Source organism: Streptomyces sp. NPDC058291 (assembly GCF_042880855.1).
Taxonomy (GTDB): Bacteria; Actinomycetota; Actinomycetes; order Streptomycetales; family Streptomycetaceae; genus Streptomyces.
Genome location: NZ_JBHVYK010000021.1, coordinates 53,838 through 67,604, shown reverse-complemented (window position 1 = coordinate 67,604; position 13,767 = coordinate 53,838). Strand labels below are relative to the sequence as shown.

16 protein-coding genes are annotated in these 13,767 nt (G+C 69.4%); 1 reads left to right on the top strand and 15 read right to left on the bottom strand.

Annotated elements, in window-relative coordinates; all coding sequences use genetic code 11:
• Together ACFVYK_RS13785 and ACFVYK_RS13780 are read right to left on the bottom strand one after the other, a co-directional pair.
• A complete protein-coding gene (locus ACFVYK_RS13785) occupies positions 1 to 996 on the bottom strand; it encodes an ACP S-malonyltransferase (RefSeq protein WP_389772743.1) in 996 nt (331 codons plus the stop codon).
• A gap of 36 nt (positions 997 to 1,032) precedes the next feature.
• Positions 1,033 to 1,494, bottom strand: coding sequence for a 3-hydroxyacyl-ACP dehydratase FabZ family protein (locus ACFVYK_RS13780; RefSeq protein ID WP_389772741.1), 462 nt, complete (start codon positions 1,492 to 1,494; stop codon positions 1,033 to 1,035).
• On the opposite strand from ACFVYK_RS13780, the gene ACFVYK_RS13775 reads away from it, so the two are divergent.
• Positions 1,493 to 1,648 carry a hypothetical protein gene (locus ACFVYK_RS13775; RefSeq protein WP_389772738.1) on the top strand — a complete coding sequence of 52 codons (156 nt, stop codon included), beginning with the start codon at positions 1,493 to 1,495 and terminating at the stop codon, positions 1,646 to 1,648. The two genes, ACFVYK_RS13780 and ACFVYK_RS13775, sit on opposite strands and share 2 nt — an antisense overlap.
• Here ACFVYK_RS13775 and ACFVYK_RS13770 read toward each other — a convergent pair.
• The 13 genes from ACFVYK_RS13770 to ACFVYK_RS13710 form a co-directional block, all read right to left on the bottom strand.
• On the bottom strand, positions 1,620 to 2,024 hold the full coding sequence (locus ACFVYK_RS13770; protein WP_266651358.1) for a hypothetical protein: 405 nt from the start codon (positions 2,022 to 2,024) through the stop codon (positions 1,620 to 1,622). The genes ACFVYK_RS13775 and ACFVYK_RS13770 overlap by 29 nt on opposite strands.
• A 3-nt stretch (positions 2,025 to 2,027) precedes the next feature.
• Complete coding sequence (locus ACFVYK_RS13765; RefSeq protein ID WP_099923610.1) at positions 2,028 to 2,738, bottom strand: SDR family oxidoreductase; 711 nt, start codon at positions 2,736 to 2,738, stop codon at positions 2,028 to 2,030.
• Positions 2,735 to 3,454 (bottom strand): HAD-IA family hydrolase, encoded by a 720-nt coding sequence (locus ACFVYK_RS13760; protein WP_389772734.1) that lies wholly within the window; start codon positions 3,452 to 3,454, stop codon positions 2,735 to 2,737. Before ACFVYK_RS13760 ends, ACFVYK_RS13765 begins: the two co-directional genes overlap by 4 nt.
• Positions 3,451 to 4,398 (bottom strand): AfsA-related hotdog domain-containing protein, encoded by a 948-nt coding sequence (locus tag ACFVYK_RS13755; protein ID WP_389772732.1) that lies wholly within the window; start codon positions 4,396 to 4,398, stop codon positions 3,451 to 3,453. Before ACFVYK_RS13755 ends, ACFVYK_RS13760 begins: the two co-directional genes overlap by 4 nt.
• The gene (locus tag ACFVYK_RS13750) at positions 4,395 to 5,495 is read right to left on the bottom strand and encodes a beta-ketoacyl synthase N-terminal-like domain-containing protein (RefSeq protein WP_389772730.1); all 1,101 of its coding nucleotides are present in this window, start codon (positions 5,493 to 5,495) and stop codon (positions 4,395 to 4,397) included. The genes ACFVYK_RS13755 and ACFVYK_RS13750 overlap by 4 nt, the downstream gene beginning before the upstream one ends.
• Positions 5,492 to 6,745, bottom strand: a complete 1,254-nt coding sequence (locus ACFVYK_RS13745; RefSeq protein WP_389772728.1) for a beta-ketoacyl-[acyl-carrier-protein] synthase family protein — start codon at positions 6,743 to 6,745, stop codon at positions 5,492 to 5,494. The genes ACFVYK_RS13750 and ACFVYK_RS13745 overlap by 4 nt, the downstream gene beginning before the upstream one ends.
• Positions 6,742 to 7,020: an acyl carrier protein gene (locus ACFVYK_RS13740; protein WP_266651362.1), complete on the bottom strand. Its 279-nt coding sequence runs from the start codon at positions 7,018 to 7,020 to the stop codon at positions 6,742 to 6,744. The genes ACFVYK_RS13745 and ACFVYK_RS13740 overlap by 4 nt, the downstream gene beginning before the upstream one ends.
• Before the next feature lie 67 nt (positions 7,021 to 7,087).
• Complete coding sequence (locus ACFVYK_RS13735; protein ID WP_389772724.1) at positions 7,088 to 8,269, bottom strand: FAD-dependent monooxygenase; 1,182 nt, start codon at positions 8,267 to 8,269, stop codon at positions 7,088 to 7,090.
• A 5-nt stretch (positions 8,270 to 8,274) separates the two neighbouring features.
• Complete coding sequence (locus tag ACFVYK_RS13730; RefSeq protein ID WP_389772722.1) at positions 8,275 to 9,312, bottom strand: ketoacyl-ACP synthase III family protein; 1,038 nt, start codon at positions 9,310 to 9,312, stop codon at positions 8,275 to 8,277.
• Between the two features lie 16 nt (positions 9,313 to 9,328).
• Positions 9,329 to 10,753, bottom strand: a complete 1,425-nt coding sequence (locus ACFVYK_RS13725) for an MFS transporter (protein WP_389772719.1) — start codon at positions 10,751 to 10,753, stop codon at positions 9,329 to 9,331.
• A gap of 113 nt (positions 10,754 to 10,866) precedes the next feature.
• A complete protein-coding gene (locus tag ACFVYK_RS13720; protein WP_389772716.1) occupies positions 10,867 to 12,072 on the bottom strand; it encodes a serine hydrolase domain-containing protein in 1,206 nt (401 codons plus the stop codon).
• Positions 12,073 to 12,125: 53 nt separating this feature from the next.
• Positions 12,126 to 12,611 carry an acyl-CoA thioesterase gene (locus ACFVYK_RS13715; RefSeq protein WP_389772714.1) on the bottom strand — a complete coding sequence of 162 codons (486 nt, stop codon included), beginning with the start codon at positions 12,609 to 12,611 and terminating at the stop codon, positions 12,126 to 12,128.
• A 449-nt stretch (positions 12,612 to 13,060) separates the two neighbouring features.
• Positions 13,061 to 13,753 carry a ScbR family autoregulator-binding transcription factor gene (locus ACFVYK_RS13710; RefSeq protein WP_389772711.1) on the bottom strand — a complete coding sequence of 231 codons (693 nt, stop codon included), beginning with the start codon at positions 13,751 to 13,753 and terminating at the stop codon, positions 13,061 to 13,063.
• Positions 13,754 to 13,767 lie beyond the last annotated feature (14 nt).

The following is a 13,767-nucleotide window of genomic DNA, read 5'->3' as shown; positions in this document are numbered from 1 at the left end:
TCATCGGGCGACCGCCAACCGGCTCTCCACCGCGGGCCGCCCGCTCGCCGCGGCCTCGGCGACCACACGGTCGATGTCCTCCGGGGTGGCCACCGCGACGGCGCGCGCGCCCGGGTGGGAACGCTGCAGGAGCCGGGTGAGCGGCCCCGCCGGAGCCAACTCGATGTGCAGGGCGTCCGGCGCTTGGCGGGCCATCGCCGCCACGCAGAGGTCCCACCGGACCGGCGAGGTGATCTGGGTGATCAGCCGACGCCGCAGGTCGTCCGGGCCGGCCAGTGGCGCGCCGTCCTCGTTGCCCACCATCGCCGAGGCAGGCTCGGTGATGGTGACCGCCTGTACCGCGCGGGCGAACGGTTCCACCGCCGGCGCCATGGCCTCGGTGTGGAAGGCGCCCGCGACGGGCAGCCGGGCGACCCGTACTCCCGGCGGCGGCGCATCGGCGAGGGCCTCGATACGGTCCAGCGGCCCCGCCGCCACGAACTGGTGGCTGCCGTTGAAGTTGGCCACGGCCAGGCCGGCCGCGGTGACCGCGGCGCCGATCTCCTCGTCCGGCGCGCCGTCCCGCCTGGTCGGCATCACCGCCGCCATGCCGGTCCGCGCCGCCGCGCACGCCGCGGACATCGCCGCGCCCCGCACCCGGGCCAGGGCGACCGCGGCCTCGGGACTGAGGTAGCCGGCGCCGGCCGCAGCGGCCAGTTCACCGACCGAGTGCCCCGCGAACAGCACGTCGCCGGCGGCCGGCCCGAGCCTGCTGCGCAACAGGCGGTGCGCGAGCACGGACACGGCGACGATCAGCGGCTGTGCGAAGGCGGTGTCCGCCAGCAGCGTCTCGTCACGACTGGCCTCGACCAGGTCGAAGCCGACGGCCTGCGACCAGTCGTCGACGAGTGCGGGCGCCCCGGAAACCCCGTCCAGCCAGGGGTCGAGCATCCCCGGCCGCTGGACTCCCTGTCCCGGGGCGGTCACGACGTAGTGGTACCCCACCGAATCCCCCATCGTGGATATCTCCGAATCTTGGGTGTCTGCGACATGTCAGTCCTCGCGCTGCGGGCCCGCGAGCGAGTCGGCGGGGCGCAGCAGGGTGATGGCTCGCTCCACCTCCAGGACGAGGCGGCCGTCCCCGGCCCGCGCCACGCCGTTGAAGGTGGCCGTCTCCTCGTCCCGGTCGATCAACTCGACGGAGTGCTCGAGGAGTTCGCCCGCGTACACCGCGCCGGTCATCCGCACTCCGCGCGCCGACCCGAAGATCAGCAGCTGGCGGTCGGCCCCGTCGGATTCGAGGACGATGAGCAGCCCGCAGGCCTGCAGGAACGACTCCAGCAGAAGACTGGCGGGGAACTCGCCCGGCCTGGAGCGACCCAAGTGGCTGTCCAGCTCGTGATAGGTCACGGCCTTCGTGGCCATGAGCGCGCCCGGCGTGTGCCGGACGATCCGGTCGATCTGGAGCGCGGGGTAGCCGTAGGGCAGCAGGTCACCGGGGTCGGGGTGGGCCATGGCCGGCACGGCCGACGGCGTCGTCCTGTCCGGCACGGTTGACGGTGCGGTCGTGTCAGGCACAGCCGACGGCGTCGTCCTGTCCGGCACGGTTGATGTCGTCATGTCCGGCACGGTCGATGTCGTCATGTCCGGCACCTCCACGTCGCGGTGATGCGGGCGCAGCGCTGCCCGTCGATGCTGCAGGTCGTCCTGGTGACCAGAGATGCGCGGTCACCGCTGACCGCCGTCTCGAAGACCAACTCGTCACCGGCGAGGGCCGGTCGGCTGAAGCGGACCGAGCCGAGCTCCACCAGTTCGATGCCGCCGAGGGCCCCGTCGATGTGCAGCTCGAGCATCTGCTGCAGGCTCTCGACCAGGAACACCCCGGGGTACACCGTCAGGTCGGGGAAGTGGCCGGCCAGATAGGGGTCGTCGGCGACGATCCTCTTGCGGCCGACGAAGCCCCCGTCGCTCTCCCGGACGTCGTCCACAGCCACCAGCGGCAGCCGTCGAGCGGCATCGGAGAGGGGATGGCGTACGGCAGTCATGGGTCACACGCCCATGCCGACGCCGCCGCCGATCGGGATGGACGAGCCGGTGATGAAGCCGGCCTCGTCGGACACCAGGAAGGCGATCAGCGCGGCCACCTCCTCCGGCCGGCCGACCCGGCGCAGTGCCGTCTGGGAGAGGATCTCCTCGCGCCGCCGCTTCGACAGGTCGGCGATCATGTCGGTCTCGATCAGGCCCGGCAGCACCACGTTGGACGTGATCCCGGCGCGCCCGAGCTCCCAGGCCAGCGAGCGGGCAAGGCCGATCAGGCCGCTCTTGGAGGCCGCGTAGTTGACCTGGCCGGGCGAGCCCCACAGCGCCACGATCGAGGAGACGAAGACCAGGCGCCCCCACTTGTTCGCCATCATGTCCGACACGGTCTCCCGGGCCACGTTGATGGAGCCGCTGAGGTTGGTGTCGAGCACGTCCTGGACGCCCTCGTGGGTCTGGGTGAGCAGCGGCCCGTCGTTCATGATCCCGGCGCAGTTGACGACGATGTCGATCTCGCCGAGGATCTCCCGCGCCTGCTCGACCGCCGTGCTCACCGACTGCGGATCGCGCACGTCGCACTCGACGAAGGAGACGCCCTCGACCTCCGGCTTCGTGGTGCGGGCGGTCCCCACCACGCGATAGCCCTGCTTGTTCAACTCACTCGCGATCGCCGCCCCGATGCCGCGGCTGGCTCCGGTGACGAACACCGATCGACTGGTCATCGTTGTGCTCCTTGGTGAGGTGCGCCGACGCGCATGACGTGGTGTGGCGCGCCGACGCGCATGACGTGGTGTGGCGCGCCGGCGCGCACGATCGAATCGATCCGCTCGACGGCGGCCCAGGTGGAATCGCCGCCGCCGACCACCCCGACCCAGCCCGCCCGCCGCGCTCCGGCGACGTTGTCGTCCAGGTCGTCGACGAGGACGTTGGACTCGGGCGGGAGGCCGGACCGGGTCTCGGCCAGGCGGAACATCGCGGCGTCGGGCTTGCGGGCGCCGACGTCGCAGGACAGCAGGACCTCGTCGAACAGGTCGTCCCAGGACCGGAAGTCCGCGAAGTACTCCCGCCAGTCCGGGGGAAGGTTGGAGATCATCCCGACGAAGACGCCCGCCTCCCGCCAAGTGCGCAGCGCGGCAAGCCACTTGGTGTCGATCCTGCGGTCGCTCCACCACTCGGGGCCGAGGCCGGACAGGTCGGCGTCGAGCCCGAACCGGGCGGACAGCTCCTGCTCGATCTCCGCCGTCCACTCCCGCTCGGTGAGGACCCCGGAGTCCAGCACGGCCATCCCGTCCGGGCGTCCGTGCCGGTCGGCGATCGCCCGCAGGCACCGGCCGAGCTGCTCGGGCGTGAACTCCTTGCCCTCGCAGTAGGTGCGCAGCCCCTCCCGCAGCGGCGGGGTGAGCACGCCCCGGAAGTCGGTCCAGATCGCGTGCCTCACGGCACCTCCCCGGCGTCCGGGCCGGCCGGGGCCAGCCCGAACGACATCCGGGTCACGACCAGACCGTCCTGCGCGCACTCCACGTCGACCCAGCGCTCGTCGTGGCTCGCCACGATCCGGGTCTCCCGGTCGAGTTCGGCGAAGTGCTCGAACGTCGCGCGCACCGCGGTCACGACGTGCTCGGCGGGCCGCCGGCTGCCGGCCAGCGCCAGCTGGCGGCCGGCCTCGATGAGCACCATCGCCGGGTAGTGGTCGTAGTCGTGGTCGAACAGGCTCGCGTTCGCGAAGTCGGGGGCCAGGGCCGCGCTGACGCCGTCCGCTCCGGCCCGCAGCCGGGCGAGCGCCACATTGGCGGTCTGCGTCCGCGCCACGCTCTGCGGTGTGCTCAGCCCGGCCCGCCGGCCGGCCTCGGGCCGCAGACCCGCCGTGGTCGGCGGGACCGAGCCGTCGCGCTGATACGCCCGCAGCTCCTGGTAGCGGCCCTTGGGCACGCCCTGCACCGCCATCGACGTACGCACCACCGTCCGGCCCGAGCCGTCGGTGCCGCGCTGCGTGTACGCGATCTGCTTCGGCGTCCCGTCGCTGCGCAGCCTGAGCTGCTCGAACGCCGTCACGATCGTCAACTCGCCGTCCACGGCCGCCAGGGCGGCGGGATCGGTGATCTCCATGTCGATCGAGTTGAAGAAGAAGGCGATGTCGCGCGAGAGGCCGGCGAACTCGTGCGCCGCGCTGAGCGCGGCCTGCCGGCAGGCCTCGATCAGCAGCAGCGCGTCCAGCCAGTGCGAACCGGGGTGGTCGCGGTAGTACGGGCTGATGCCGGTGGTGACCGTGGTGCTGCCGTACTCGTCCCCGCCCTGTCGCCAGGGCGGGGAGACGAGAACTTCCCTGTCGTTGGCGCGGTGGACCAGGTCCCGGCGCACCCGGGCGTCCGTCGTGGCGCTCATGACCGCCCGCCGATGGTGAGCACCGCCGCCGCCACGGCTCCGGAGTCGTCGATCCCGGTGATCAGTACGCCGGTGCCCGGCCGCCCCAGCGCGACCGCGGCGGCCAGTTGCATGGCGCCCAGGGCGCCGCCGCACTCACCGACCGCCGTCCGTACGTCCACCCGCTCGACGTCGAACTGCTCGAGAGCCGACTCCTCGCTCTGCTCGAGGACCGTTCCGACGGCCCCGGGCAGGATCAGCCGTACGTCGACACCGGCGGCCGCGCAGGACTCCAGCGCGCGGGCGACCGCGCGGCGCAGCGCCTCGGCGTATCCGGCCTGCGTGCGCTGCGGCGCGAACATCACCTCGCAGGCCGTCACCGTGGCCAGGGCGGGCGGTGCGTCCGGCCCCGCGGGCTCGAGCGCGACCATCGCCGCGCCCTCCCCGATGACGACGGACTCCTGTACGTCCTTCTTCAGCCGGGTCCCCCATGCCGTGTGGGGCGACAGCTCTTCCACGCCGCCCACGAGCATCCGCCGGGCGTGACCGCAGCGGATGAGCCGGGCGGCGTAGCGCAGTGCGGACAGCGCGCTGACGGTTCCGTTGGCCAGGGTGGAGTTCGGGCCGCGCAGCCGGTGCCAGATCGCGATCTGACTGGCACAGCAGTTCATCGTGGTGTTGGGGAAGACCGCGGGGTTGATCAGGTCGATCCCCTGGCCCTCGATGATGTCGACGTCCAGGTCGACGCTGCTGCGGAGGCTGCCGACGACGGTGCCCATGGCGATCCCGGTGGACTCCCAGGACGCGTCGGAGATGTCCGCCCGCGCGCTCAGGTCGCGCTTGAGCAGCGTGCTGGCCGCCAGGCCAAGCGCCGTCGTGCGGTCGAGGTTCTTCGTTCCCTTCCGGGGGACGTAGTCGGTGATCTTGAAGTCCGGCACGGCCGCCACCCGGCCGGGCAGGCCCACGTAGTGGTCGGCGTCGGCGGCCGACGGCTCGCCGCCCGGTGCCGTGCCGGCCGCGGCCGGCTCACGCAGCCGCTCGCGCAGGGCGTCCAGGCCGACGCCGGCCGCGGACAGCACGGACACATCAGAGATCTGGAGTTCCTCGGACGAGGTCATCGCCGCTCCCCTCCCGCGCCGACCGGCTCACGGTCGGAATAGGCGCCGAATATGGTGATGGCGTTGTTGCCGCCGAACGCGAAGCCGTGGTTCTGCGCCACCCGCACCTCGGTGGTACGGGCGCCCGAGCCGACGAAGTCGATGCCGTCCCCGAACGCCGGGTCCACGGTGCGCAGGTTGATGGTGGGCGGCAGGAAGGACTCCTCGATCGCCTTGCAGCACGCGATCGCGCCGAACCCGCTGGCCGCGCCCATCGTGTGGCCCAGCATCGACTTGATGGAGCTCATCGGCGGATGCTCGTCGCCGAACACCAGCCGGGTGGCGGTGACTTCGGTGATGTCGTTGGTCGGCGTGCCCGTGCCGTGGGCGCAGACGTAGTCGACCTCGCCGGCGTCGATGCCCGAGTTGGCGTGTGCCTTGCGGATGCACTCGGCGATGCTCTCCGCGTCCGGGTGCACGATGTGGTGGGCGTCGCAGCTGAGCCCGTAGCCGAGCAGCTCGGCGTAGATGTGCGCGCCGCGCCGCCGGGCGTGCTCGAGTTCCTCCAGGACCAGGACCGCGCCGCCCTCGGCGGTGACGATGCCCGTGCGGTCCCGGTCGAACGGCCGGGGAACCCCGTCGGCCACCGCGCCGAGGCTGAGGAACCCGGCGTGCGTGAACCGGTTCACGCTGTCGGCGCCGCCGGCCACCATCACGTCGGACTCACCGGCGATGATCTTGTCGGCCGCGCTGCCGATGGCGTAGTTGGCGGCGGAGCAGGCCGTCGGGATGACCACGGTCTCGCCCTGCAGGTCCAGCTCCACCGACACGGCCGCGGCGATGTTTCCCGCGGGGATCTTGCGGACCACGTCGGCGGAGATCGTGCTGGGGCCGCCGTCCAGCCACTGCTGGGTCAGGGTGTCGACCGAGGGTGCCTCACCGTTGGTGGTGCCGATGATCGCCCCCGTCGTCGCGCGGGTGGCCTCGTCGAACTCGATCCCGGCGTCCTCCACCGCCAGGCGGGCCGCGGCGGCCGCGAAGTGGGCCGTGCGTCCCCAGTCGGCCACGTCGATGACGCGGACGATCGAGGCGGGGTCGAAGTCCTGGACCTCGCCGCCCAGATGGGCCGGAAAGTCGCTGCTGTCGAAGGCCTTGACCTGCGAGACACCGCTGCGGCCGGCCTTGACGCCCTCGGTGAAGTCCTCGACCCCGGTGCCGATACTGCTCACACATCCCATGCCGGTCACCACGACCCGGCGGGCGCGGGTCACTGGCCGCCGTCCTTGGCGTCGCGTATCCGGACGATCTGCTGGACCAGGAGGTCCACGGTGCGCAGGTCGACGGCGAGTTCACGCGGGACCCGGATCGACAGCTGCTTGTTCACCCGGGCCAGGACCTGGATCAGACCGAGGGAGTCGGCCCCGTAGACGTCGATCAGGTCGGCGTGCACATCGACCTCGTCCGGCTCGATGTCCAGCTCGAGCTCGTCGACGATGATGTCCAGCGTGGCGTTGCGGACAACGTCATCAGTAATTACAGCAGTCATGTCCTCATCCGTTTCAGTGGATTTCTTCGAAACTGGCCCGACTCGGGAAAGTCGAATTCCGTGGGGCTCAGAAGGGAATGTGCTCGGCACCGGTACGTGCCGGATCGAGATTCAGCTGGCTCAGCCTGGCCACTCGATCCACATGCAGTGCGGAGTCGGTCCACATGTCGCGGTACCGTCGATCCCGCTCGGCGATTTCAGAAACCGAGCGCAGTCCGCCGTCACGGGCGTGCTCCATGGCAGTCGCCATGATCTTCCTGATCACGCCCTGGCGCTCTGCATCGTAATCCGGAAGCATATTCTCCGGCAGATCGCTTTCCGCCGCGCCATTCCGGTGCGATTCCATAATACGCCAGGAAAGTGCGGCGGCGTCAAGGATTCCTGAATTCATTCCCTGGCCGCCGGCCGGTGCCATGACGTGCGCGGCATCGCCGGCCAGCCAGCTGCGGCCGGCGCCGAAACGCTCCGCGATGGCGAATCGCGCCTGGAAGTCCGCGGTGGATATCAGTTCCTGCACGACCCCGCGGTGTGCCTGCGGACCGCGCTCGGTCAGCAACCGCTGGAAGGACTCCGGCGACGGGTCCGGGGCGTCCGGGGTGAGCCGGTGCGCGAGACGGTACGCGTGCCGATCGTGCGGTCCGATGGCCATGCCGCCGCCGGGCGTCCAGCAGTAGCTGGCCTGGTCCTCGGGCAGCCCGCTGATCAGGGCGTCGGCGATCCTGAAGGAGACCCTCGGGCCCACGTCGTTCATCGCGATGCCGAGCAGCTCACGAACCGTGCTGTTCGCTCCGTCGGCGCCGATCAGCAGGCGGGCCGTCACGGCCGAGTCGTGCCCGCCCGAGCGGATGTGGACGGACACCTGCCGGGCGTCCTGTTCCAGTCCGACGACTTCCGCGTCGCCGATGTCGCCGCCGGCCGCCAGGAAGGCCTCCTCCAGCACGGCCTCGGTCTCGTGCTGCGAGATGCCGAGCGCGTAACCGAACCTGGTGTCCGTCAGGCGATCGATCTCGAAGCGGCCGATGGAGCTGCCCGACGAGTAGTAGCCGACTCGGGTGACCCGGCTGCCGATCGATTCGAGAATTTCGGTGACGCCGAACGAGTCCAGGATTTCCAGGGCCCTAGGCCAGATCACCGAAGCCCGCGAATGGCCCGTGAACGGAGGATGCTTTCGCACGATGCGGACCGAGAGGCCTCGCCGGGCAAGAATGCACCCGGCCGTCAGCCCCGTCGGTCCCGCACCGACGATCAATACGTCTAGCACACCAGCTCCAAGACCAGGCAGGACCAGGTGTATCCGCCGCCGGCATTGACGATCACACACACGTCGCCGGCCCGCAGATCCTGCTCTTCGTAGATGTCCGCGATGTTCGCGCCCACATCGGCGACCCCGAGATGGGCGGTCCGTCCGCCGTGCCACAGCAGCTTCTCGGCGCCGAAGAACGGCGCGAGTTGCGGACGATAGACGGTCTCGAAGATCTTTCCGCTGAGGCGCGGGACGGCAACCGCCCGAATGCGCTCCTCGCTTCCCGACAGGCCCGCGTCGTCAAGGGCCTGTCGGACGCAGCCCGTCAGGGCTTCCCGCGAACGCTGCGCGAAGCGCTCGATGCCGTATTCCGTCAGGTACGCCTTCTTGGCGGCCTTCAGGTCGACCTTGCCGCCCTCCCGCAGCGCGGGGCCGGGCGTCGGGTCGTATCCGAAGCGATTCATCTCCTCGAGTTCCGGAGCAGCGCTGCTCGCCAGGGAGATGATCCTGAAGGAGTTGCTCGCGGCCGGCTCACGCGTGACGAGCATCGCGGTCCCCGCATCGCCGTGGACGCAGCCGTAGTTGAGGTTCCAGCGGTCGACCTGCGGTGCCAGCATCGCGTCCGAGACCGTCACGGCGGCCGCCGTGATCGACGCGTCGGACAGCATGGACCGGCCGACGAGTTCGAGCGCCGCGATCGGAGCGTTGCATCCCTGCGAGATGTTGACAGGCAAGGAGCCGAGGGCGCCGGTCTGGTGCGCGACGTAGTGCGCCGCGCTCCAGATGTCGAAGCCCTGGTGCCACCAACTGCAGTGGAGCAGGAGGCCCACGTCCGACGCGTCCGTCTCGGCCGACTTCAGGGCTCCTCGCAGCGCGTCGACCGCCAGGTCGGCGACCGGCTGTCGGCTGTCGAAGACCGGTACGTCGGGGTTTCCTATGGTCTCGTCGAAGTCGCGCACCAGTCCCTGCGCCAGGGCGTCGGAGACCGGGATCCGCTGGTCGGGATACGAGACCGTGCAGCCGTTCAGGTAAAGGCCGTCGATCAGCATGTGTGCCGCCCTCCGTTCACCGGGTGCTCTTCTCCTGCATGAACTTGCCGAACAGCGCGAACATGGCCGCCACGGCCAGGAAGACCGCCGCTACGACGACGAAGCCGAGGCGCATGTGGCTGTGGCCGGAGACCCCGACGAAGACCGCGCCCAGCAGTGCGACGCCGAGTGCGAGCGTGGTCTGCTGAGCCGTCGTCACGATGCCGCTGCCGGCGCCGATCTGGTTCGGCGGAATCGAGGACAGCACGGTGCGGTAGACCGTCGGGACGAACAGCCCGTTGCCGGCACCGATCAGGAACATGCCGACCATGAGGTGGTAGAAGTGCAGGTGCGGCCACCACAGCAGGGCGGGCACGATCAGGCCGACCAGACCGGCCGCCTGCAGGACACCACCGATCTGGAGGGTGCGCACCCCGACGTTGCCGATCAGCTTCGGCGCCCGCAGGGCCGCGAGGAACTGACCGACCGCCATCGGTGCCATGGACAGACCGGATTCGAACGCGCTCATCCCGTTGCCGCCCTGGACGGCCAGCGCGAAGACGAAGATGAAACCGCCGAAGACGAGGAAGCCGCTGCCCAGTACGAGCAGACCGCGCTGCATGATGCCCTTCGTGAGCAACGAGGGAGCGATCAGCGGGACGACACCCGAGGTCTCCACCTTGCGCTCGTAGCGCCACAGCACGACGGCGACCACGGCGGAGACCACGAACAGCGCCCAGGTCCACAGCGGCCAGTGCGTCTGTCGTCCTACGCTCAGCGGAATCAGCAGGGCCAGGACGGCGGTGCCGAACAGCGCGGTGCCGCCGAGGTCCGCTCCCTGCGGCTGGGTCGCCTTGGTCTCGGGCACCCAGAGCCGCGTGCCGATCATGGCCAGAAGGCCCAGCGGTACGTTCACCAGGAAGATCGGCCGCCATCCGAGGTCGGCGATGTTCGCCCACACGAACATGCCGCCGAGGAGCTGTCCGACTGCCGCCGACAGCCCGCCGATCGCGCCGTAGTAGCTGATGGCACGCGTCTTGGCAGGCTCCTCCAAGGCGGCCTGGATCGTGGACAGCACCTGTGGCAGCAGCAGCGCCGCGGCCGCTCCCTGCAGGACGCGAGCAGCGACCAGCAGCTCGATGTTCGGCGCGACTCCGCAGATCAGCGAGGCGATCGTGAATCCGGCGATGCCGATCTGGATGAGCCGGCGGCGCCCGAACCGGTCACCGAACCTGCCGCCCAGCACCAGCAGGACGGCGTAGGTGATGCCGTAGCAGCTCACCACGAACTGCGACGTCGACGCGGAGACGCCGAAGGAATCCTGGATCGAGGGCAGGGCCACGTTGACGATGAAGGCGTCGACCGTCGTCAACGCCGCGGCGATCAGCAATGTCGCCTGGCCGAGCGAGCTGAATGCCGAGCGCACGGGGCTCGGCGGCGCTTTGGTGGCTACATTCGACAAGGGAATTTCCCCAGCCTTTCTTGAATGCGGTTACTGAGGGGGGATCGGGGCTACTTGGGGGGATTGCGGTTTTTCGGGGGATCCGCTGCCGGGCGGCAGCGGCTTTCGGACCGTCACCGGTACGACTGGTAAACGAATTGACGCAGCCGGTTCATGATGGGGAGGGTGCGCGACGGGAAGAGCTGCGGGACGATGAGCGCGGCCACGCCCGACAACGGGTCGACGAAGAAGTTGGTGCTGCTCGCCGACAGCCACGCGTACTCGCCCGCACGCGTCAGAATGTGGCTTTCTCCGGGCGACAGCATGGTCATGAAGCCGAGCCCGAAGCCGACGGACTTCATCACCTCGTTGATGGCGGGCACGGGCCAGTGGCCGTAACCCGATCCCAGCGTGACGTTGCCCGGCAGGTGGTTGCTGCGCATCGACTCGACGGTCATGGGTGAGATCACGAATTCGGACGTGGACCCGATGCGGCCGCCGTTCACGAGCATGCCGAGGAACGTGATGTAATCCTCTGCCGAGGTGTAGATGCCGCCCCCGCCCGAGAGGAAGACCGGGACCTCGGTGTCGACGGGAAGTCCGAGCGGGTTCAGTCCGCCGCTCTCGCCCGCGGGGGTGTAGATCTCCGCATAGCGGTGCGCCTGGTTCGGATCCACATGGAACGCGGTGTCCTTGAGATCCAGCGGCTCGAAGAGGGACTCCCTCATATAGGCGTCGAGGCGCTTCCCCGAGATCACCTCGATGATCCGTCCCAGGACGTCCGTGCTGACCCCGTAGTTCCAGGCCGAACCCGGCTGGAACCGCAGGGGGAACGACCCCCAGGCCTCCGTTGCCCCGGCGAGGTCGACACCGGCCGGGACGCCCAGCGCGTAGCCGGCGCCCGAATACATCGTGTCCACCGCATGGGACTGGTGGGAGCCGTATCCCAGACCCGAGGTGTGGGTCAGCAGATGCCAGATCCGCATGGGCTCCAACAGGCCCTCGGTGATAGGGGCTTCGGCCATTCCGGAGCGGTAGACGCGCAGGTCCGCGTAGGACGGGAGGTAGTCGGAGACCGGGTCGTTCAGCCCGACCAGGCCCTTCTCGACGAGCGTCATGAAGGCCACCGAGGTCATCGCCTTGCTCAGCGACCACGCCCGGAAGACGCTGTCCGTCTTCATCGGGCTGCTGTCGGCGATGTTGGCCATGCCGCCGGCAGCCGCGTACCTGACCTCCCCGTGCTGGGAGACCAGGCACGACCAACCCGGCATCTTCCCGTCGTCGACCTGCCGGTCGAAGTACTCACCGAGGGCGGACAGTCGATCCGCGTCGAGCTGCATGGAAAACTCCTGTCGTCATGAATTGGCCTACGGGTTCCTGGAGGCGAGCAGGGTTACAGGCGATCCCCGCAGAAATCGTCGAGATGCTTTCGCAGAGGCGGGCGGATGAGGTAGCTCTCCTGTTTGGTGAGGTCGAACATCACCATCCGGCTCACCGCCTTGACGCTCACCTGTTTCGAGTCGTCGAGTATTCGGAAGTTGAACTCGAAACTGGACCGTCTGATATTCGATGTCCACACCTCGACGCTGACCGGGTCCAGCGAGTACTCGAGCGGTCGCAGATATGCGATCTCGTGCGCGGCGACCACCGCGGTCTCACCGTCGAAGGCTCCGGTCGACATGAGCCATCTCATGCGTGCTTCTTCGATGATTCGCACGATCTCGCAGTTGTTCACGTGACCGTACGAATCCACGTCGCCCCACCTCAACGAGATCTCGACCGATGCCGGACCCATGCGATTCTCCGTGGGGCCGGAATACTGCGTCGTGACCTTCGGGCTGTCCAGTTTCACGGATTTCACGGATGCGTGACTGCTCATCGATAGACCTCGTCTCGGCATGGCCGTCTGCGCTCAGCGATCTGCCTGGTGCGCGGATTGCTGCAGGCGGTTCGTGGTCGGGAGGGCTCGGGATGGGTGGACATTCGAATCGTCGAGGGGGTCCTGTTCGGTCGCTCTGCCGCGCCGTCTCCTCGTTGAGACGGGTCCTCGTCGAGACGGGCCGAAGCGGATCGGCACACACCTCTGCACAGACCTCGGGCGGCTCTCAGGCCGGCCCCTGTCGAGCGCCTGGATCGATCCTGACACACGAAGCATACCTTTGGGAAGGTATTTTTCTGAGAGGAGGCCTGGTGTTGCGTCAAAAGTCGTCGAGTCACGGGTGGTTCACCTGGTCGCAGCGCTGCGGCGCCGAGGCGGGCGAGCCTCTCGGCAGGTATGCGGGCGGGCGCCCGGCGCGCCCTCGGCGCGCCGGGTGCCCGGAGGGAGGATCAGCGCTGGTCGGAGGCAGGCCGCGGCCGGGCGCGCAGCGCGGGGAACAGCAGGTCCCGCACCTCCCGCCAGCGTTCGGCGAAGTCGGCCCGCTCGTGGAGGTTGTTGGAGATGTGCTGGGCGCCGAAGAACGCCGCGACCGCCACCCGGGCGGCCACGTCAGGGTCCACGTGCTCCGCCAGCTGGCCCTGCTCCCGGGCTTCGCGCAGGAGCATCGAGATCAGGTTCGTCCAGTCCACGTAGGGCAGCGGGAGCTCGACGTCGATGACGTCCCGCTCGTTCTGCAGCCGGGTGCCGGCCTGCATGACCGGGTCGTTCAGGAACGCCGCCGTGGCCTCGTTGAACATCTCGATCACCGTGTCCAGCGGTGAGAGCCCCTTGGCCCTCACCGCCTGCAGTGCCAGAGGCCAGTTGGCGTACAGCGCCTCCACGACGGCAACGGCCAGGGACTGCTTGTTGGGGAAGTGGAAGTAGACCGCCCCCTTGGTCATCCCGACCTTCTCCGCCACGTCCTTGATGCCCGTCTGCTGGTAGCCGCGCTCCGCGAAAAGCTGCGCCGCGCAGTGCAGAATTTCCGCCCTGGTGCGCACCGCGCGCTCCTGCCGAGGTTCCGGCCCGAGGGTGACGGAGGAGCCTGCCGTCTCCGGCACCAGCCACAGTGGCCCCTGGTTGCTGTCCTGCCTCTGGCTCACTGTCGCTTCCTTCG